Origin of the sequence: Streptomyces sp. NPDC056987 (assembly GCF_042673865.1) — a bacterium.
Taxonomy (GTDB): domain Bacteria; phylum Actinomycetota; class Actinomycetes; order Streptomycetales; family Streptomycetaceae; genus Streptomyces.
Genome location: NZ_JBHURV010000002.1, coordinates 47,561 through 66,118, shown reverse-complemented (window position 1 = coordinate 66,118; position 18,558 = coordinate 47,561). Strand labels below are relative to the sequence as shown.

Sequence of the window (18,558 nt, the reverse complement as noted above, 5' to 3'; positions counted from 1 at the left end):
GGGGTGGGGTGCGGGCGGCGTGGCTCAGGCCACAAAAGAAACTCTTCCGTTTCGCTGAGCCCCGGTCTATCTTCGTACTGTACGAAACCGTTTCGTTCGTTGGAGGTCGATCGTGGCACGCGGCAGGCTCACGCCCGAGCGAGAGTCCGAGCTGTACAACGCCGTGCTCGATCTTCTGCGCGAGGTCGGCTATGACGCCCTCACCATGGACGCCATCGCCACCCGCACCCGTTCCAGCAAAGCCACCCTCTACCGCCAGTGGGGGAGCAAGCCGGAACTGGTCGCCTCCGCCATGCGGTGCACGAAGCCGCATGACATCGGGCAGGTCAACACCGGTTCGCTGCGCGGGGACTTCCTCGCTCTCGCCGGTATGGCCGAAGAGCACAAGATGGCGGAGGACGCCGCGCTGATGCGGGGTCTGTTCCATGCCGTCCACACCAACCCGGACCTCCTCCAGGCGCTGAGGGAAGTCCTCATCGAGCCCGAGGTCGCGTCGTTCCACGACATGGTGCAGCGCGCCGTGGACCGTGGCGAGATCGCCGCCGACAACCCGGCGGTGAAGTACCTCATCCACATGCTGGTCGGCGCCTTCGTCACCCGGCAGATCGTCGAGGGCGCGCCGCCCGATCCGGCCTTCCTCCAGTCGTACCTGGACTCCGTGGTCTTCCCCGCCCTCGGTGTGTGAACCGCCTCACCCCTCCCCGTACCACCTGTAACACCTGTAACGCCCGCAGTACTCACAGCACCCGCAGCACCTGACGCGTATCCGCTCTTCGCCGTCGGGACGGCTCCCCATGCCCTCATTCCCTCCATAGACCCGGGAGTACGCCCTCGTGGCCACGTTCCTCTACAAGCTCGGACGGCTCGCCTTCCGGCGCCGCCGCTATGTCGCCCTGGTGTGGGTCGCGCTGCTGGCCGTCGCCGGAGTCGGCGCCGCCACCGCGTCCACCGCCACCTCCAGCTCCTTCTCCATACCGGGTACGGAGGCCCAGAAGGCCTTCGACCTGCTGGAACAGCGTTTCCCCGGAGCGAGCGCCGACGGCGCGACCGCCCGTGTCGTCTTCAAGGCCCCCGACGGCGAGAAGATGACCGACGCCGCCAACAAGGCCGATGTCCAGAAGATCACCGGTGAGCTGAAGAGCGGCTCCGACCAGGTCGCCTCGGTGACCGACCCGTACGCCACGCGGGCCGTCTCGCAGGACGGTACGACGGCCTACCTCTCGGTCTCGTACAAGGTCGACACGGCGAGGCTGACCGACGCGACCCGTGCCGCGCTCGAAGAGACCGGCGGCGACGCCCGGGACCGTGGAATGACGGTGGAGGTCGGCGGGGACGCCCTCCAGGCGGAGCCCGCGATCGGAGGGATCACCGAGGTCATCGGCGTGGCCCTCGCCGCCGTCGTGCTCCTCATCACCTTCGGTTCGCTGGTCGCGGCCGGACTGCCGCTGCTCACCGCGCTGGTCGGGGTCGGCGTCGCCATCAGTGCGATCACGGCGCTGGCCAACCCTCTCGACCTGGGCTCGAACTCCTCCGCGCTCGCGATGATGATCGGCCTCGCGGTCGGTATCGACTACGCGCTGTTCATCGTCTCCCGGTACCGCGCCGAGCTGGCCGAGGGCAGGGAGCGCGAGGAGGCGGCCGGACGGGCCGTCGGCACCGCCGGATCCGCGGTCGTCTTCGCCGGTCTCACGGTCGTGATCGCCCTCGCGGGCCTGGCCGTCGTCAACATCCCCGTGCTCACCAAGATGGGCTTCGCCGCCGCCGGCACGGTGGTCCTGGCCGTGCTCATCGCGCTCACCCTCGTCCCGGCGGCGCTCGGCTTCGCGGGCAAGCGGATCCACGGGCGCAAGGCCCGCGCGGCGATGGAGAGCCGGGCCGCGGACGCGGCGGCGGGGGAGCGGCCCGCCACGTCCGGGAAGCCCAACATGGGCACCCGCTGGGCGCGCTTCATCCTGCGCCGTCCGGTCGCCGTACTGGTCACCGCGGTCCTCGGCCTCGGAGTCCTCGCCCTTCCGGCCACCTCCCTGGAGCTGGGCCTGCCCGACGACGGCTCGCAGGCACCCAGCACCACCCAGCGCAAGGCGTACGACCTGCTCTCCGACGGGTTCGGCCCCGGTTTCAACGGGCCGCTGATCGTCCTGGTCGACGGCAAGGCCGAGAACAACGCCAAGGCGGCGGCCAACACGGTCACCGAGCAGGTGAAGCAGCTGCCCGGCGTCGCGGCCGTCACGCCCGCCACCCTCAACAAGGCCGGCGACACCGCGACCATCACGGTGATCCCCAAGGACCGTCCGTCCTCGTCCGGGACCGAGGAACTGGTCCACTCCATCCGGGACGCGGGCGGCACGATCAAGGCGGACGACGGGGCGGACGTCCTGGTCACCGGCGCCACCGCCATGAACGTGGACTTCGCGCAGAAGGTGAACGACGCGCTGATCCCGTATCTCGCGCTCGTCGTCGGCCTCGCGTTCCTGCTGCTGATGGTGGTCTTCCGGTCGGTCCTCGTGCCCCTCAAGGCAGCCCTCGGCTTCCTGCTCTCCGTCGTTGCCACGCTCGGCGCGGTCGTCGCGGTCTTCCAGTGGGGCTGGCTGGGCGGCCTGTTCGGGGTCGAGCAGACCGGCCCGGTGATGGCGCTGATGCCGATCCTCATGGTGGGTGTGGTCTTCGGCCTCGCGATGGACTACGAGGTCTTCCTCGTCACCCGCATGCGGGAGGCGTACGTCCACGGGGAGCGGCCCGGCGAGGCGATCGTCACCGGCTTCCGGCACAGCGCGCGGGTGGTCACGGCCGCCGCGGCGATCATGATCGCCGTCTTCGCGGGCTTCATCGGTGCCGGTGAGTCGATGATCAAGATGATCGGCTTCGCGCTCGCGTTCGCCGTTCTCGTCGACGCGTTCGTGGTCCGTATGGCCATCGTGCCGGCCGCGCTCGCGCTCCTGGGCACGAAGGCCTGGTGGCTGCCGCGCTGGCTGGACCGGGCGCTGCCCAACGTGGACGTCGAGGGCGAGGCGCTGAACAAGCACGGCGCGGACGCCCCGAACGGTTCCGGCGGCGGCCGGGACGGCGGCTCGGACCCGGATCGCGAGCTGGTGCGCGTCTGAGGCACCCCTCCAGCTCCGGGGCCGCCGATCGAGCGGTGAGGCGGCCCCGGACCGCGCCGGCGCCGTGGGGACGGGAGCCGGGGCAGGCGAGCGGCCCGGGCCCGTACCCCCTGGGAAGGGGACGTACGGACCGGGCCGCTCGCCGTATGCGCCTGTGCGTTCTCAGGTGGTGTGGTGCAGCGGTTTGGCCAGCTTGCTCAGTTCGCTCTCGGCCTCGATGTCGTGGCGCTCCTGCCCCGCCGGGACCATCGCGTACGAACGCTGCAGGAACCGGCGCAGCGTCGCGGAGTCGAACTGCACCACCGCCACCCCGTCCGGCGAGTGGAACTCCACCACGGTCTGGGCCCGGCCGCAGGGCCACACCTGGACGTCACCGTCACCGGACGGCAGCCGCAGGCCCGAGTCGAGGAGGTCGCGGGCGAAGGCCCAGACCACCTCGCCGCGCTCGCGGTCGGCGGAGACCTCGGGCGGGAACACGACACGCAGGGCGAGCGGATCAGCGCCGTCGTAGCGCAGGGTGACCGGGACGGTCCTGAGATGGGGGGAGTCCGTGACGATACGGGCCTTGGCCGGTTGCTCGACGACGGGAGACATCGACTCACACCTCCTTAATTATCGGACTTTTAACTCTTAATCGTACATATCGCCCCACGCAAGTGCTGGCACGGACGTAACTTGCAGTTCATCTGCTCTTGCAACTAGTTCGCAAGAAGCCGGTATCATCAGGCGCCATGCATGTCCCCGACGGATTCATCGACCTGCCCGTCTCCGCCGCCACCGGTGTCGTCGCCGCTGCCGCCGTCGCGGTCAGCCTGCGCGGCGCGCGCCGCGAACTGGACGAGCGCACCGCTCCGCTCGCCGGACTCGTCGCCGCCTTCGTCTTCGCCGTACAGATGCTGAACTTCCCGGTCGCCGCCGGGACCAGCGGCCATCTGCTGGGCGGGGCACTGGCCGCGATACTCGTCGGCCCGTACACCGGCGTCCTCTGCATCTCCGTCGTCCTGCTCATGCAGGGCATCCTCTTCGCCGACGGCGGGCTCACCGCGCTCGGCGTCAACATCACCGACATGGCCGTCGTGACGACCGTCGTCGCGTACGTCCTCTTCCGCGGCCTGGTCAGGATCCTGCCCCGTGGCCGCCGCTCCGTGACCGTGGCGTCCTTCGCCGCCGCGCTGGTCTCCGTACCGGCCGCGGCGCTCGCCTTCACCGCTCTCTACGCGATCGGCGGCACGTCGGACGTGCCGCTCGGCAAGACGCTCGCCGCGATGGTCGGCGTCCACCTCCTCATCGGGATCGGCGAGGCCGCGATCACCGCGTTCACCGTCGGCGCCGTCATCGCCGTACGCCCGGACCTGGTGTACGGGGCGCGCGGGCTGACCGCGCCGCTGAAGCTGCGGGTGGGCGGGGAACTGGTCGACGCCGCCCCCGCGTCCGCCCCCGCCACGCCGGGGCCGGCCCGGTCGGGCCGCCGGGTCTGGGCGGCCGGCCTGGTGACCGCCCTCGTCCTGGCCGGATTCGTCTCCTTCTACGCCTCCGCCGACCCCGACGGCCTGGAGAAGGTCGCCGCCGACCAGGGCATCGACCAGAAGACGGAGGAGCACCACACCGCGGACTCCCCGCTCGCCGACTACGGCGTCCAGGACATCTCCGACGCCCGGCTCTCCGGCGGCCTCGCCGGGGTGATCGGCGTGGGCGCCACGGTCGCCGTGGGCAGCGGCGTCTTCTGGGCGGTACGCCGCCGCCGTACCGCCGCGGCCGGGGCCTCCGTACCCCCGGAAACCGCCTGACATGGGCGCCGGCCACGCGCACCGGCTCTACCTGGGCGTCCACTCGCCGGTCCACGCGCTGCCCCCGCACTGCAAGCTGGCCGCCGTCTTCTGCTTCGTCCTCGTGGTGGTCTCCACCCCGCGCACCGCCGTCTGGGCGTTCGCGCTCCACGCGGCGCTGCTCGCGGGCGTCGCGGCGGTGGCCCGGGTCCCCGCGGCGACCCTGCTGCGGCGGATGCTGATCGAGGTCCCGTTCGTGGCCTTCGCCGTGCTGATGCCGTTCGTGGTGCCCGGCGAGCAGATCCGGGTGGCGGGCGTCCCGCTGAGCGTGCCCGGCCTCTGGGACGCCTGGAACGTCCTCGCGAAGGGCACGCTGGGCGTCGCCGCGTCCGTACTCCTCGCCTCCACGACCGAACTGCGCGCCCTGCTGCTCGGCCTCCAGCGGCTGCGGCTGCCGCCTCTGCTGGTGCAGATCGCGTCCTTCATGATCCGGTACGGCGATGTCATCACCGACGAGATGCGCCGGATGTCGGTCGCCCGGCGCTCGCGCGGCTTCGAGGCGCGCGGCGTACGGCAGTGGGGTGTGCTGGCCACGTCGGCGGGGGCGCTCTTCATCCGCGCGTACGAGCGCGGGGAGCGGGTGCACCTGGCGATGGTGAGCCGTGGGTACGCGGGCTCCATGCCGGTCATCGACGAGGTGACGGCGTCGCGGGCACAGTGGACGTACGCCGCCGCGCTCCCGGTGACGGCGCTGGTGGTCTGTCTGCTTGGCTGGACCCTGTGAGCAGCGAGGACCGTACGACATGACCAGCGAGGACCGTACGACATGAGCAGCGAAGACCGTACGACCGGACCCCGGGCGCAGGACACCCCGGAGACACCCCCTCCCTCCCTGGAGGTCGACGGCCTCGCCTACGCGTACCCCGACGGCCACCAGGCGCTCTTCGGCGTCGATCTGCGCGTGGCGCGTGGCGAGCGGGTGGCGCTGCTCGGCCCCAACGGCGCGGGCAAGACCACGCTCGTCCTGCATCTCAACGGCATCCTCACGGCGGGCGCGGGCACCGTCGCGGTGGCGGGGCTGCCCGTGGGGAAGCGGCACCTCGCCGAGATCCGGCGGCGGGTCGGCATCGTCTTCCAGGACCCGGACGACCAGCTCTTCATGCCGACCGTGCGGGAGGACGTGGCCTTCGGGCCGGCCGCCGCCGGGGTACGCGGTGCCGAGCTGGAGGCCAGGGTCGTGAGCGCGCTGAGCCGGGTCGGGATGGCGGCGTACGCGGACCGGCCGCCGCACCACCTCTCCTTCGGGCAGCGGCGGCGGGTCGCGGTGGCGACCGTCCTGGTGATGGAGCCGGAGATCCTGGTCCTGGACGAGCCCTCGTCGAACCTGGATCCGGCGTCGCGCCGTGAACTCGCCGATATCCTCCGCTCGTTGGACACCACCGTGCTGATGGTCACACACGATCTCCCGTACGCGTTCGAACTCTGCCCGCGCTCCGTGATCCTGAGCGACGGCGTCATCGTCGCGGACGGTCCGACGGGTGAACTCCTCGGTGACGAAGAGCTGATGGGAGCGCATCGGCTGGAGCTGCCGTTCGGCTTCGACCCCCGGACCGTACGGGCGCGCACCCCAGGTTAAGAGTCGGTTTCGCGGCGGGTTTCCGGCCCCGGGGCCGTTGTGCCGGATCGTGTCGCACCCCTGGCCCGTTGCACCATAGAGGGGGCCGTGCCGACGGGGCGCGGCGGGAGATCACGGGCAGGGGTACGGGCGTGGACGTCCAGGGCACGGTGGCGGCGGGCTTCGAGCCGGTCAGGGACGCTTTCGTACGGAACTTCGAACGGCTCGGTGAACGCGGGGCGGCGGTCGCCGTCTACCGGGACGGCCGGAAGGTCGTCGACCTGTGGGCCGGCACGCGCGACGCCGACCCCGGCGGGAACCACGAGGAGGGCGGCGCGCAGCCGGCGGCGCCGTGGGCGCTGGACACCGCGCAGGTCGTCCACTCCGCGACGAAGGGCATCGCCGCCGCCGTACCGCTCCTGCTCCACCAGCGCGGACAGATCGACCTGGACGCGCCGGTCGGCACGTACTGGCCGGAGTTCAAGGCCGCCGGCAAGGAGCGGGTCCTCGTACGGCACCTCCTCGCGCACCGCGCCGGACTGCCGGTGCTCGACCGCACGCTCACCCCGGCCGAGGCCCTCGACGGCGAGTCCGGACCGCGCGCGCTCGCCGCGCAGCGCCCCCTGTGGGAGCCGGGCACCGACCACGGCTACCACCCGCACACCTACAGCTGGCTCATCGGCGAGCTGGTCAAGCGGGTCACGGGGCGCGGCGTCGGCCGCTGGATCGCCGAGGAGATCGCCCGCCCGCTGGGCCTGGACTTCTGGATCGGCCTGCCCGAGGAGGAGGCCCACCGGGTCGGCAGAACCGGCCGGATCGAGGAGCCCTCGGCGGTCGGCGGGGCGCTGCGGCTGCGGCCCAAGAGGTCCGTGACGGAGGCGTACCAGAACCCGGAGTCGCTCACGCGCCGCGCCTTCGACGTCGTGGCGCCGCGCTTCGACGAGAACGACCCGGTGTACCGCGCCGCCGAACTCCCCGGCTCCGGCGGCATCTCGACCGCCCGCGCACTGGCCCGCTGCTACGCGGCGATGATCGGCCCGGTCGACGGCCACCGGCTGTTCGCCCCGGCGACGCTGACCCTGGCCCGTACCGAGGAATCGGCGGGCCCGGACCGCGTGCTGGTCGTCAACACCCGCTTCGGACTGGGCTTCATGCTGCACGGCCCGGCCGCGCCCCTGCTGGCCCCGGGCTCCTTCGGCCACCCGGGCAGTGGCGGTTCGCTGGGATTCGCGGACCCGGAGTCGGGGATCGCGTTCGGTTACGTCACCAACGGCCTGCGCAGAGGCGTGACGGCGGACGCCCGGCCCCAGGCACTGGTGCGGGCGGTACGGATGGCGACATCATCGCCGGATGGAGCAGCCGAGCAGTCAGGGACGGGGACAGCGGCAGGGGCAGGGACGAGGACCGGGGCAGGGGCAGGACCGGGGCCGGAAGCAGCCGGCCGGGCGAGCTGAGACGGCGGTACGGGGGAACCCGCCCGGGGAGCTGTCGCGGCCGGCCGCCGCGGCGCCGCCGCCCCGCCGCTTCGACGGTCACGGAGTCCTGATCACCGGAGCCGGCCGCGGCATCGGCGAGGCGACCGCGCGGCGCCTGGCCGAGGAGGGCGCGCGGGTCCTCGTCACGGACCTGGACGAGCGGCGCGCGGCGACGGCGGCCGGGACGATCCCGGGCGCGGTCGCGCTCGGCTGCGACGTCCGCGACCGCGCGTCGGTGGAGGCGGCGGTCGCGTACGCCGTCGACACCTTCGGCACGCTCGACGTCCTGGTCAACAACGCCTGCTCCTGCACCCCCGACGCCCCGCTCTTCGAGGACGAACCCGACGAGGTCTGGGCCCGTGACCTGGACACCACCCTGACCGGCGCGTTCCGCTGCGCCCGTGCCGCGCTGCCGCACCTGGTGGCGTCGGGGCGCGGCGCGATCGTCACCGTCGGCTCGGTCAACGGCGCCCAGGACTTCGGCAACCACGCGTACAGCGCGGCCAAGGCGGGCCTGGCGAGCCTGACCCGCACCCTGGCCGGTCACGCGTCACCGCGCGGGGTACGGGTCAACCTCGTGGAGCCGGGCACGGTCCGTACGGACGCCTGGGCGGACCGCGAGGCCGAACTGGCCCGGGCGGCGGCCCACTACCCGATGGGGCGGGTGGGCACCCCGCAGGACATCGCGGCGGCGGTGGCGTTCCTGGCGTCGTCGGACGCGGCGTGGATCACCGGGGTGACGCTGCCGGTGGACGGCGGGCTCCTGATGAGCAACGTGGGCCTGAGAAGGGCGTTCGGCACGACGGGGTGATCTCCAGGCAGGCCCACTGCCGCTCGCCGCGATGTGCGTCAGTCCTTGGACGGCTCCACGTTGGTGGCGTCCACGGCGAGGCGCAGTGTCCTGGCGAGTTCGACGCCGTCGCCTACGGACCAGAAGTGAGTGAAGAAGAGACGGGGTTCCTCCGACAGACCGTGGTTGTGGAGTTCGACGAGGCAAATTCCGCCGCCTCGCAGGATTTTGTGGACCGCCTGGACTTCTGAGGCGATCATGACGAAGTCGCCGTTGAGGGCGGCCTTTCCACCGCCCAAAGGCTGGAAGTTGAAGGCCGAGGTCGAACCCAGCCCCGGTGGGAGCACCATGTTGCGCTCGATGATCGTCTCGCGGCGGGCAAAGACGGACTTGTAGATCCCGCCGTCGTTGAGCCCCTTGGCGCCCAGCGCGGCGTCCATCGCCTCGACGTCCAGATCGAGGGGCGGCGGCTTCTCGACCGGAGTGGCGGGCGGGGTGGCGGTGGTGTCGAACGCGGCGCGGAAGCCGCGGGCCATGGCCGCCGGGTCGTGGCCGTGGGTGTGCACATGGGTCCACCAGACGTCGGGGTCATGCGCGAGCAGATGCTTGTGGATCGCGGTCTGGGCGATGCCGTGCTCGATCAGGACGTCGCTCGTCCGCTGCAACTCGTCCTCGGTGAGCGTCATGTCGCCCATGGCGATGGTGGAGCCGTCGGCGTAGCGGATGAAGCCGATGTGCGACGCGAGGGCGAGCCCCGGCGTCACGTCGATTCCCTGCGAGACCACGTGCAGGTCGTTGCGGGGGAAGCGGGTGCGGTACATGACCTTGTTCAGCAGATTGCCCGGTCGGCCCATCGCCTTTTCGACGGCCTTCCAGTCCTCCAGGGTGGTGGTCACCGGCCGTACCGGCTCGGCGGCGCCCCCGCCGGACCTGTACCGTCCGCTCACGTTTTCCCGGGCCCAGGCCAGGGCGGGGTCCGTACCCGCGACGGCCACCACAGGCGCGAATGCGGCGGCGGCCAGCAGCTGGCGCCGTGGCGGGTAGGAAATCCCGTCCTGCCTGTTCTCATCCTGATGGGATCTTCTGATCATCAGATTTACACCTCCGCGTCGGATCAGAACACGACGGGCAGCGCGGAATCGTGAACCGCCGGACAGTACGTCAGGCGTGTTGCGAAGGCCGAACCTGAATGGGGTACGGGGTGGCTGCGCGACGGCTACCCCTGATGTGCGCCGAGCGAACGGTTATCCGGAGACGGCCGCGATGGTGCGGTAAGGCGTACAGGCGGTGGCCTCGGGGCCCTGGAGCACGCCGGGGAGGGCCTGTATCTCACGGCCGAGCGCCGCCTGGTCCTCGTCGGTGGCGACGAACTCCCGGTAGCTCTTCTCGTCGGCCCAGTCGGCGACGAGGATCACCTGCCCGCCGTCGTCGCTGAGGTTGATGGCCGCGGAGAGGAATCCGGCACGGTGCCGTACCCAGCCCTCGGCCCCCTTCAGGAACAGGTCCGCCACGGTGCTCTGGGTTCCGGGGCCGTCGACCCGGGTGGTGATGACGGCGGTGAAGGTGTGCGCGGGCTTGAGCTGTTCGGACATCGTGCCTCCTGTGGTGCGGCTCAACTGACGTGCCGTGCACGGTGAAGTACGGATCCGGCCGGGGTACGGCTCAATCCCGGCACCGAAGGCGGCCGACGCCGGGGTGCGCGCCCGGTGCGTACCGCTCCCGTGGGCCGGAACTCCCCCGAAGGGGAAGGATGGCGCAATTCGCCATGGTCCCGACAACGTCTGCGCCGGAGACTGAATCGCCCACCATCCGCCCTTCCATCGCAGCGGGAGACAGTATGCGTACGCAGATCGCCGCAGGCCTCGGTGTCACGGTGCTGGCCGCCGGGATGCTTCTCGCCCCACCCGGAGCCGCCGCGCAGGGGGTCGTGCCGACGGCCGCGCCGGCAGCCGCGCCGACCAGTTCCTTCGACATCTCCGACGCGACCACCTACACGAGGGGCGTGCTCACCTGGAACGACCGGTCCGTCGGTGTGTCCGGGGAGCACTCTTCCTCAAGCGCGGACGATTGCCGGGCGACCTGGGTCTACACCTTCGACACCGCCAGAAACAGACTGGGCTCCCGAGGTATCGGCTTCGTGTGCGACCGTACCGCGCCCTACGATTTCACCGTCCCCGCCGACGCGGAGGGCGGAGCCGACATGGTCATGGTCTGCCTCGACGACCACGACCTCAACGATCTGAAGTGCGAAGCCTTCTCCAGGCCCTGATCCACCCCACCGGTGTCCCGCACCGGCCGTTGCGGAGCCTCAGCGGCCGGTCCGGAACGGCGTGTCGGGGATCGACTCCAAAAGCCGGCCCCACTCGGGCGACCGCGCCACCCGGGCGAGATGCAACTCCGTGATCCTCTCGGCCAGACCGGGGTCCAGGTCGTCCGACAGGCGGACCGGCGAGAGCCGTTCAAGGTGCGGGAAGATGCCGAGATCGCCTTCGATCAGCACCGGATCGTTCATGTACCGCTCCATCGCCGCCAGGTCCTCGATCCCCGCGCAGTACGTGTGCGTGTAGCCCTCGGCGGGATCGCCCAGATCCTGGCCGACGACGCCGAACGACGTCGATTCGAGGGTCGAGATGCGGCGCATGGTGGCCAGGACGGCGGCCTTGTCCTCGTCGGACGTGCCGTCCTTGAAGCTGAAACGGAGAATGTTGACGATCACGAGGCTGCTCCTCTCACTTGAACCAATTGGTTCAACTTGATGTCCAGGTCAGTAAAGCACGGTGCAGCCCATGTAAATGAACCAATGGGTTCAACGGATCGAGGGATCACGGCCCGGCCGAGGTGGCCCGTGGCGACCTGGGGTACCTTGCGGAGGTGACCGGAGTGGCAGCCTCGCGGGGGCGTATCGACAAGCGACAGGCCATCCTGGACGCCGCCTTCGCCGTCTTCGCGCGTCAGGGGTACGAGGGCGCGTGCGTGCAGCGCATCGCCACCGAGGCGGGCGTCGCGAAGCCGACGGTGTACAACCACCTGACGGACAAGGAGAACCTGTTCCGTCATACGGTGCTGGCGGCGGCCGACGCGGTGATGGCGGACAACCTGGCCGTCGTGGACCGGATGCGCGCCCCCGGCACCGATCTGCGCGCGGCGCTGGAGGACACGGCGTACCGCCTGCTCCAGGTCAGCGGCGGCGAACGCGCCCGCGCGCTGCGCCGGCTGACGTACGCCCAGGTCGCCGGGTTCCCGGACCTGACCGAGACCGTCCAGGACCGCACCGGCAGCCGCCTCACCGAAGCCCTGGCCGACCGCCTTGCCCGCCTCTCCCTCGCCGGGCGGCTGCGCCCCTGCGACCCGTCGGTGGCGGCGGAACAACTCCTCGCGCTGCTCACGGCGCCGATGGAGTCCCGTACGAAGCTGGGCACCCGCAAGGTTCCGGTGGCGGAGACACGGGCGGTGGCGAGGTCGGCGGTCGACACCTTCCTGAGGGCGTACGGCCCGGAGCCGGACGCCTAGCCCGATGCCGTTCACGCTCTCCCACCCCGCAGCTGTCCTGCCACTGCTGCGCCACCCGTTCTCCCCGGCCGCCCTGGTCTGCGGAGCCGTGGCCCCGGACGTGCCGTACTTCCTCGTCGCCGCGCGGATACCGGTGAGCGCCCAGTCCTGGTACGAGCCGTTCCTCAACGCCACCTCCTCGCACACGCTGTCCGGTGTCACCGTGGCGGTGCCGCTCGCTCTGGCCCTCCTGGCGCTGTACCGGCTGGTGCGTCCCCCGGCCGTGGCCCTGCTGCCCGCGCGGTTCTCGCCGGACGGTCCGGCCGACCGTGGCCGTCAGGGTTTCCGTCCGCGCCGGACGGGCTGGGTCCTGCTCTCCGCCCTGACCGGCGTCCTGACCCACCTCCTCTGGGACTCCTTCACCCACGCGGACGGTTACGCGGTCACCCAGCTGAGTGTCCTGCGGGCGCACCTCACGGAAGATCTCACCGTGGCGCGGGTGGTCCAGCACCTCAGCACGGCCGGGGGCCTGATCGCCGTCGCGGCGCACCTCTGGCGCCGCCCGCGCCAGCTGCGCCGGGCCCCGGCCCGGGACGCGCGCCGGACCGTCCTTCCGGCGACGGCCCGCCGGGGCATCAGGGCGGCGCCGGCCGTCGCCGCCCTCGTCGGCGCCGTGGCCAACACGCAGAGCCTGGAGGAGTACCGGGGCGGACCGGCCGCCGCCGACCGGATCCCCACGCGGCAGATGGTGGAGGCGGTTCTCTCCGACACGGTGACCGGCGCCGGCGCGGCGCTGGCCTGCGCGCTCGTCCTGTACGCCGCCGCCTGGTGGGCGTACCGGACGATCCGGCCCGCCGTGCCGTACGACGACGTACGCGTACACCAGAGCAGTTGACCTGCGCCGGACCTGCGCCGGACCTGCGCCGTACCGGTGCCCGGCCGGAACGGCCCCGGCGGTGGGGGCGAACCGGCGACCTGCCGTACGTTCGCTCCCACCGCCGGGAACCGCACCGTCTCGGAAAACCCCCTCTCGGAGCCGAGCCGCGTCAGTGTGCGGCGATCTGCTGGAGTGCCGCGCCCTGGTAGCGGGCACCGGCGTTCCAGAGGATGAAGGACTCCATCTTGTTGGCCGCCGCGGCCTTGATCTGTTCGGCCACCTGGGTCGGCCCGTACGTGCTGCCCATCGAGAAGTCCTGGAGCCACGGGACGATCTCGGTCTGGGTGCCCTTCGCCAGCCGGGCGAAGTCGGCGAGCGAGCGCTGCACGATCGCGTACGGAGCGGTGTCCGGGTTGGCGACGCCGTACTCACCGGGCCCCCAGTGGGACGGGTAGACCATGGGCGCGATGTAGTCGCTGACCTTGACCAGGGCCTTGATGTCCTGGGCGATCTCCAGCGGACGGGTGGCCGCTATGCCGAAGACCGAGACACCGAGGTACTTGTTGTGCGGGCGCAGCGCGGTCCGGGTGTCGGCGACGAACGAGGTGATGGACTGCTCGGGCGTGGCGGACCCGATGCCCGGGAACCGCATCCGCGACAGCGGGCCGTCGGGGCGGCGCACGTAGTCGTAGAGGATGTCGTCGAAGCCGAGCTGTGCCGCTTCGACGGCGAGGTCCCGGTTGTACTTGCGGACCGCGGGGTCGGCGAAGTTGGTGAAGGACAGGTTCCCGTAGTGGCCGCCGTTGTAGGCCTCTCCGGAGGGGGTCTGCACGACCTGGTTGCGCCGGCCGGCCTTCCAGGCCGCCGCGCCGAGCTTGGGGTCGCGGAAGGCGACGATGCGGCCGATGACCTGGGCGCCGGCGGCGTGGAGTTCGGCGATCGCCTTCCGGGCGTCGTAGTACCCCTTGGCGGCGCCGATCTCACGGGCCAGCGGCACCTGGGAGGCGTACCCGACCTCGCCGTCCTCGTCCTTGATGTCCAGTTCCACGGCGTTGAGCTTGCCGCTGCGGACCAGCGCGAGGATGTTGCTGTGCAGCGTCTTGTCGCCCCAGCCGATGGCGGTGATGTGCGCGGCGCGGATCATGGGGCGACGGCCCCGGGTGGAGACGGTCCTGGAGGTGGTGTTCCCGGCGCGGTCCACGGCGCTGATCGTCACGGAGGGCGTGCCCTTGGGCACCTTGATCTTGAAGGCGCCGGACTTGTCGACCGGAACCTCCTTGCCGTCGACGGTCACCTTGGCGTCGGTGGATGCCTTGCCGGTGACGGTCACGGGGGAGGCGGGGTTCTTGACCACGGGGTCGGTCACCTTCAGCGTGGGGGCCTTGGTGTCCACCGTGAAACCCACGACCTTCTGGTACGAGGCGAAGGGGAGACTGCTGTCACCCGCCACCACCAGGGTGTGCTTGCCCTCGCCCGGACGGGGGATACCCAGCTTCAGGCGGGCGCCCTCGGTCGTGACGGGAACCACCGTGCCGTCGAGGGTGACGCGCACCTTGTCCTTGCGGCCGGCCGCCTTGGCATTGAGGTACGCGCTGAGCTGCGCGGCCTTGCGTCCGTCGAGGAAGGCGCCGTCGGCGAGACCCTGCACGGCGGGTCCCGGCGTGAGGAAGGTCCAGGCACCGACGCCGGCTCCGGCCAGGGAGAGTGCCGCGGCCATCGCTATCAGGGCGCGCCGGCGGGCGGGACGGCGCGGCTGGTAGGAGGAGGTGGGGTTCGATATGAATCGCGTTTTCGTGACCATCATGCGCCCTTCGTGCTGTGGCCGGGCCGGCCGCCGTTGCGGCTGCGCTCGGTGGTGCCTCCATTGATTGCCGCCTGCGCGTCAGTACTCCTGTCTCGGGCCGGAATTCACACGATCGGCCGCGTTCGGCCCCGGCGTGGTGGCTGGGCCATCCAGGCGACGGTGCGATACGGGCGCTCCCACCGCCGGTAAGGATGGCGCGACACGTTCGCCTTGGAGGTCCCTCATGCGCCACCCGCTCGTCCCGCTCTGCGCCCTGGCGGGCGCCGCTCTGCTCGCCTCGGGGTGCTCCCCGGGGTCGTCACCGGCCACCGGAGGGCAGCAGGCGGCGGCCTCACCGGCGGCCCGCGTCGCCCTGAAAGACCCGGCGGAGGTCGGCGCCAACGAGCTCGGCCAGGTGCCGGTGCTGATGTACCACCAGCTCACCGAGAAGCCGGCCAGCGTCTACGACCGCACCCCGGCCGATTTCCGGGCCGAGCTGGAGCGCCTCGCCCGGGAGAAGTACGTTCCGGTCACCGCCCGGGACTTCCAGACGGGCCGTATCGACATCCCGGCCGGCGCGCACCCGGTGGTCCTCACGTTCGACGACTCGACCAACAGCCAGGTCCGCCTGGGCGCGGACGGCAATCCGGTGCCGGGCACGGCCGTCGCCATCCTGGCGGAGACGGCGAAGAAGTACCCGGGGTTCAAGCCGGTGGCGACCTTCTTCGTCAACGCGGACGCCTTCTCGGCCACCGGTCCCGCCAAGGCGCTGACCTGGCTGAAGAAGCACGGGCACGAGGTCGGCAACCACACCGACCGCCACCAGAACCTGCGCTCCCTGGACCAGGCGGGCGCCTCGAAGGCGATCGCCGCCGGACAGCAGGCGATCACGAAGGCCGCGCCCGGGTCCGGGGTCACCTCGCTCGCCCTCCCCTTCGGGGCCATGCCCCAGGACGCCGGGGTCGCCGCGCGGGGCACGGGCTACCGCTACGACGGGGTGTACCTCGTGGGGTCCAACCCCTCGGTCTCGCCGTTCGACAAGGCCTTCACCCCCGGCGCGATCCCGCGGATCCGCTCGTCGGGCCCCAAGGACCAGGACGCCGAGTTCGGTTCGTCACGCTGGCTGGACAAGCTCGCCGAGGCGAAGAACTGGTACGTCTCGGACGGCGACCCGAACACGGTCGCCTTCCCGCGCGCCGCGCAGGACCAGGTGGCCCCGGCCTTCGCGAAGCGGGCCAAGCCCTACTAGGCCCTGGCCGGCGGACCGGCCTCCCGGCGGCCTGTCGCATCGGTGTCCGGGTGCGGGGCGACCGGTGGGCCGGCGAGGGCGGTGAGCCGGAGCTTGGTCTCGTCCTCGCTGCCGGGCACGGCGGTCATGACGATGATCTTGAGTTCGGAGTCGCCGTCGGTCAGGAGGTCGCAGTCGACCGTGACCGGGCCCACCGACGGGTGGTGGATCGTCTTGTGGTCCTCGCGGTGGGAGGCCACCTCCCCGGTCGCCCACAGCGCGGCGAACTTCTCGCTGCCCGCGTTCAGTTCGCGGATCAGCACGGCCAGGCGGCGGTCCCGGGGGAAGCGGCCGGTGGCGCGGCGCAGGTCGGAGACGACCGCGACGTCGGTGGCGTCGCGGTTAGCCTCGGTCACGGGCCACCGCGCGAGGCGGGCGGGGCCGGCGTCCACCGGGAACCTGTCGCGGGCGAAGTTACGCAGCCGGGGCGGCGAGGCGGCGGGGTCGCCCAGCAGGGCGGCCCAGCCGCGGTTCCACCACACCAGCTGCCAGTCCGCCGCGAACACGGCGACCGCGACATCCCCGAGGCGGGCGAGCACGCGCTGCACGCCGGGCGGCAGATGGTCGGAGATCGTGCCGTCCACCGGCGGTACGAGCCGGGCCAGCCGGTACAGGTGGTCCCGCTCGGCGGTGGACAGCTGCAGGGCGCGCGCCAGGGACGCCGCCACCGACGCGGAGGGCGTCGTGGCCCGCCCCTGTTCGAGACGTACGACGTAGTCGACCGACACCCCGGCCAGATCGGCCAGCTCCTCGCGGCGCAGCCCGGCGGCCCGGCGCCCGCGGGCCACCGGCAGCCCGGCGGCCGACGGGGGCAGCCGCTCCCGCCATGTGCGGAGCATCGCGCCCAGTCCGGTTCCGGGTGTCGCCGACATGACCTCCATCCTTCCGCATCGCGCCGCGTGCGCGCGGGCGCGAGGGTGGTACCGGTCTTCCTACCGTCGAAGCGTCCCTGGTCCGCCTCCGCGGCCGGGTCCAGCATCGAACGCATGACCATCACCTTCATCACCGGAGCCAACAAGGGCCTCGGCCGCGAGACCGCCCGCCGCCTGATCGCGTGCGGCCACACCGTGATCCTGGGAGCGCGCGACCGCGAGCAGGGCGAGGAGGCCGCCGCCGCGCTCGGCGCGCGCCACGTGCCCATCGACGTGACCGACGGCGCGTCCGTGGCCGCCGCGGCGGCGAACGTCGCCGGACACGAGGGCCGGATCGACGTCCTGATCAACAACGCCGGTGTCCACGGCCCCGCCGGCGACCCCGGCGACCTCACCGCCGCCGACGCCCTCGCCGTCCTCGATGTCAACGTCATCGGCGTCGTCCGCACCACCACCGCGTTCCTGCCGCTGCTGCGCCGCTCGGACGACCCGGTGATCGTCAACGTCAGCAGCGGCATGGGCTCCCTCGCCCTGACCCATGCCCCCGGCCGGCCCGAGTCGCAGGTCGTCGCGCCGCTGTACACCTCCTCGAAGGCGGCGCTGACGATGCTGACCACGCAGTACGCCAAGGGCCTCAAGGACATCCGTGTCAACGCCGCCGACCCCGGCTACACGGCGACCGACCTCAACGGTCACAGCGGCCCCCAGACCGTCACCGAGGGCACGGACGCGATCGTCACCCTCGCCACGGAGGGGCCCGGCGCGGGAACCGGCCGCTTCGTCTCCCGCGACGGGGAGATCGCCTGATCCTGAGCCCATCACCCTCATGACCAGACGTCTCACCCGGGAACGAAGGGCCTGAACCACCGCTGCCCGCCATTTTGGGCGCTGCCCCTCTCTGCGGCAGGCTCAGCCGACCGTCGGGGCCGGCGGGGCGACCGCCTCACGCAGTTCGGCGGCGGTCTGGGCGACGAGCTCGGAGAGGGTCGCGTCCGGGTCGGCCAGCCAGCGGGACGTGGCGCGCCGGGAGACCGCTATCGCCACGTCGATGATGAAGCGTGCCTTGCCGGGCTCCACGCCGCGGCGCTCGAGCGCCTGTGTCAACGCGTCGGCGATGTCGGCCAGTTTGATCAGATCGCGCTCGGCCAGCGCCGGGCTGGCGGCGATCACCCTGACGCGGCGCAGCAGGAACTCGCGCGGGCGGAAGATCTCGTCGGCGGTCCCCAGCGCGGTCAGCAGCGCCTCGATCGGCGTGAGACCCGGGTCGGCCGCTTCGACCTGGGCGACGAGATGGGCCTGGAGTTCGTCGTCGGCGAAGAGGACTTCCCGTTTGTCGGGGAAATAGCGGTAGAAGGAGCGCTCGGTCAGGCCGGCGGTGCGTGCGATCTGTGCGACCGAGGTGCGCTCGAACCCCTGCGTCTCGAACAGCTCGAGCGCCGCGCGCTTGAGCCGGCCCTGTGCGTCTGACTCCCATCTCGGCATGCCCACCAGGATATGACAGC

General features: G+C 71.8%; 19 protein-coding genes. 12 read left to right on the top strand and 7 right to left on the bottom strand.

Annotated elements, in window-relative coordinates; genetic code table 11:
• Positions 1–112: 112 nt before the first annotated feature.
• Together ACFTZC_RS02635 and ACFTZC_RS02630 are read left to right on the top strand one after the other, a co-directional pair.
• Positions 113–685, top strand: a complete 573-nt coding sequence (locus ACFTZC_RS02635; protein ID WP_382886154.1) for a TetR/AcrR family transcriptional regulator — start codon at positions 113–115, stop codon at positions 683–685.
• Between the two features lie 148 nt (positions 686–833).
• Positions 834–3,101: an MMPL family transporter gene (locus ACFTZC_RS02630; protein WP_382886152.1), complete on the top strand. Its 2,268-nt coding sequence runs from the start codon at positions 834–836 to the stop codon at positions 3,099–3,101.
• A gap of 162 nt (positions 3,102–3,263) precedes the next feature.
• On the opposite strand, the gene ACFTZC_RS02625 is transcribed toward ACFTZC_RS02630, so the two are convergent.
• Positions 3,264–3,695 (bottom strand): SsgA family sporulation/cell division regulator, encoded by a 432-nt coding sequence (locus ACFTZC_RS02625; protein WP_382886150.1) that lies wholly within the window; start codon positions 3,693–3,695, stop codon positions 3,264–3,266.
• Positions 3,696–3,832: 137 nt separating this feature from the next.
• Between ACFTZC_RS02625 and ACFTZC_RS02620 the strand changes: the two genes are divergently transcribed.
• The 5 genes from ACFTZC_RS02620 (at position 3,833) to ACFTZC_RS02600 (ending at position 8,768) form a co-directional block, all read left to right on the top strand.
• Positions 3,833–4,888: an energy-coupling factor ABC transporter permease gene (locus ACFTZC_RS02620; RefSeq protein WP_382886148.1), complete on the top strand. Its 1,056-nt coding sequence runs from the start codon at positions 3,833–3,835 to the stop codon at positions 4,886–4,888.
• Between the two features lies 1 nt (position 4,889).
• A complete protein-coding gene (gene cbiQ, locus ACFTZC_RS02615) occupies positions 4,890–5,651 on the top strand; it encodes a cobalt ECF transporter T component CbiQ (protein ID WP_382886147.1) in 762 nt (253 codons plus the stop codon).
• Between the two features lie 42 nt (positions 5,652–5,693).
• Positions 5,694–6,503 (top strand): energy-coupling factor ABC transporter ATP-binding protein, encoded by an 810-nt coding sequence (locus tag ACFTZC_RS02610; RefSeq protein ID WP_382886145.1) that lies wholly within the window; start codon positions 5,694–5,696, stop codon positions 6,501–6,503.
• Positions 6,504–6,634: 131 nt separating this feature from the next.
• Positions 6,635–7,936 (top strand): serine hydrolase domain-containing protein, encoded by a 1,302-nt coding sequence (locus ACFTZC_RS02605; RefSeq protein WP_382886143.1) that lies wholly within the window; start codon positions 6,635–6,637, stop codon positions 7,934–7,936.
• Positions 7,833–8,768 (top strand): SDR family NAD(P)-dependent oxidoreductase, encoded by a 936-nt coding sequence (locus ACFTZC_RS02600; RefSeq protein ID WP_382886141.1) that lies wholly within the window; start codon positions 7,833–7,835, stop codon positions 8,766–8,768. Before ACFTZC_RS02605 ends, ACFTZC_RS02600 begins: the two co-directional genes overlap by 104 nt.
• A gap of 38 nt (positions 8,769–8,806) precedes the next feature.
• On the opposite strand, the gene ACFTZC_RS02595 is transcribed toward ACFTZC_RS02600, so the two are convergent.
• Both ACFTZC_RS02595 and ACFTZC_RS02590 read right to left on the bottom strand, forming a co-directional pair.
• A complete protein-coding gene (locus ACFTZC_RS02595) occupies positions 8,807–9,838 on the bottom strand; it encodes a DUF1259 domain-containing protein (RefSeq protein ID WP_382886139.1) in 1,032 nt (343 codons plus the stop codon).
• 153 nt (positions 9,839–9,991) lie between these two features.
• Positions 9,992–10,339, bottom strand: coding sequence for an antibiotic biosynthesis monooxygenase (locus tag ACFTZC_RS02590; RefSeq protein WP_382886137.1), 348 nt, complete (start codon positions 10,337–10,339; stop codon positions 9,992–9,994).
• Positions 10,340–10,584: 245 nt separating this feature from the next.
• On the opposite strand from ACFTZC_RS02590, the gene ACFTZC_RS02585 reads away from it, so the two are divergent.
• Complete coding sequence (locus ACFTZC_RS02585) at positions 10,585–11,016, top strand: hypothetical protein (protein WP_382886135.1); 432 nt, start codon at positions 10,585–10,587, stop codon at positions 11,014–11,016.
• Between the two features lie 39 nt (positions 11,017–11,055).
• Here ACFTZC_RS02585 and ACFTZC_RS02580 read toward each other — a convergent pair whose 3' ends face one another.
• On the bottom strand, positions 11,056–11,463 hold the full coding sequence (locus tag ACFTZC_RS02580; RefSeq protein ID WP_382886133.1) for a Dabb family protein: 408 nt from the start codon (positions 11,461–11,463) through the stop codon (positions 11,056–11,058).
• Positions 11,464–11,618: 155 nt separating this feature from the next.
• Between ACFTZC_RS02580 and ACFTZC_RS02575 the strand changes: the two genes are divergently transcribed.
• Positions 11,619–12,257 (top strand): TetR/AcrR family transcriptional regulator, encoded by a 639-nt coding sequence (locus ACFTZC_RS02575; RefSeq protein WP_382886131.1) that lies wholly within the window; start codon positions 11,619–11,621, stop codon positions 12,255–12,257.
• Positions 12,258–12,261: 4 nt separating this feature from the next.
• The gene (locus tag ACFTZC_RS02570; RefSeq protein WP_382886129.1) at positions 12,262–13,131 is read left to right on the top strand and encodes a DUF4184 family protein; all 870 of its coding nucleotides are present in this window, start codon (positions 12,262–12,264) and stop codon (positions 13,129–13,131) included.
• 151 nt (positions 13,132–13,282) lie between these two features.
• Here ACFTZC_RS02570 and ACFTZC_RS02565 read toward each other — a convergent pair whose 3' ends face one another.
• A complete protein-coding gene (locus ACFTZC_RS02565; RefSeq protein WP_382886127.1) occupies positions 13,283–14,917 on the bottom strand; it encodes a putative glycoside hydrolase in 1,635 nt (544 codons plus the stop codon).
• 223 nt (positions 14,918–15,140) lie between these two features.
• On the opposite strand from ACFTZC_RS02565, the gene ACFTZC_RS02560 reads away from it, so the two are divergent.
• Entirely contained in the window at positions 15,141–16,145 is a 1,005-nt protein-coding gene (locus tag ACFTZC_RS02560) for a polysaccharide deacetylase family protein (protein WP_382886125.1), read from the top strand.
• Here the strand turns inward: ACFTZC_RS02560 and ACFTZC_RS02555 are convergent.
• Positions 16,142–17,056, bottom strand: a complete 915-nt coding sequence (locus ACFTZC_RS02555; RefSeq protein WP_382886123.1) for a helix-turn-helix transcriptional regulator — start codon at positions 17,054–17,056, stop codon at positions 16,142–16,144. The genes ACFTZC_RS02560 and ACFTZC_RS02555 overlap by 4 nt on opposite strands.
• Before the next feature lie 114 nt (positions 17,057–17,170).
• On the opposite strand from ACFTZC_RS02555, the gene ACFTZC_RS02550 reads away from it, so the two are divergent.
• Positions 17,171–17,863 carry an SDR family NAD(P)-dependent oxidoreductase gene (locus ACFTZC_RS02550; RefSeq protein ID WP_382886120.1) on the top strand — a complete coding sequence of 231 codons (693 nt, stop codon included), beginning with the start codon at positions 17,171–17,173 and terminating at the stop codon, positions 17,861–17,863.
• Between the two features lie 102 nt (positions 17,864–17,965).
• Here ACFTZC_RS02550 and ACFTZC_RS02545 read toward each other — a convergent pair whose 3' ends face one another.
• Positions 17,966–18,538, bottom strand: a complete 573-nt coding sequence (locus tag ACFTZC_RS02545) for a TetR/AcrR family transcriptional regulator (RefSeq protein WP_382886118.1) — start codon at positions 18,536–18,538, stop codon at positions 17,966–17,968.
• Positions 18,539–18,558: the final 20 nt, after the last annotated feature.

Coding starts and splice junctions, on each gene's coding strand:
- ACFTZC_RS02625 (WP_382886150.1), bottom strand. CDS start 3,695: ATGTCTCCCGTCGTCGAGCAACCGGCCAAGGCCCGTATCGTCACGGAC.
- ACFTZC_RS02620 (WP_382886148.1), top strand. CDS start 3,833: ATGCATGTCCCCGACGGATTCATCGACCTGCCCGTCTCCGCCGCCACC.
- cbiQ (WP_382886147.1), top strand. CDS start 4,890: ATGGGCGCCGGCCACGCGCACCGGCTCTACCTGGGCGTCCACTCGCCG.
- ACFTZC_RS02610 (WP_382886145.1), top strand. CDS start 5,694: ATGAGCAGCGAAGACCGTACGACCGGACCCCGGGCGCAGGACACCCCG.
- ACFTZC_RS02600 (WP_382886141.1), top strand. CDS start 7,833: ATGGAGCAGCCGAGCAGTCAGGGACGGGGACAGCGGCAGGGGCAGGGA.
- ACFTZC_RS02595 (WP_382886139.1), bottom strand. CDS start 9,838: ATGATCAGAAGATCCCATCAGGATGAGAACAGGCAGGACGGGATTTCC.
- ACFTZC_RS02590 (WP_382886137.1), bottom strand. CDS start 10,339: ATGTCCGAACAGCTCAAGCCCGCGCACACCTTCACCGCCGTCATCACC.
- ACFTZC_RS02585 (WP_382886135.1), top strand. CDS start 10,585: ATGCGTACGCAGATCGCCGCAGGCCTCGGTGTCACGGTGCTGGCCGCC.
- ACFTZC_RS02570 (WP_382886129.1), top strand. CDS start 12,262: ATGCCGTTCACGCTCTCCCACCCCGCAGCTGTCCTGCCACTGCTGCGC.
- ACFTZC_RS02565 (WP_382886127.1), bottom strand. CDS start 14,917: ATGATGGTCACGAAAACGCGATTCATATCGAACCCCACCTCCTCCTAC.
- ACFTZC_RS02560 (WP_382886125.1), top strand. CDS start 15,141: ATGCGCCACCCGCTCGTCCCGCTCTGCGCCCTGGCGGGCGCCGCTCTG.
- ACFTZC_RS02555 (WP_382886123.1), bottom strand. CDS start 17,056: ATGTCGGCGACACCCGGAACCGGACTGGGCGCGATGCTCCGCACATGG.
- ACFTZC_RS02550 (WP_382886120.1), top strand. CDS start 17,171: ATGACCATCACCTTCATCACCGGAGCCAACAAGGGCCTCGGCCGCGAG.
- ACFTZC_RS02545 (WP_382886118.1), bottom strand. CDS start 18,538: ATGCCGAGATGGGAGTCAGACGCACAGGGCCGGCTCAAGCGCGCGGCG.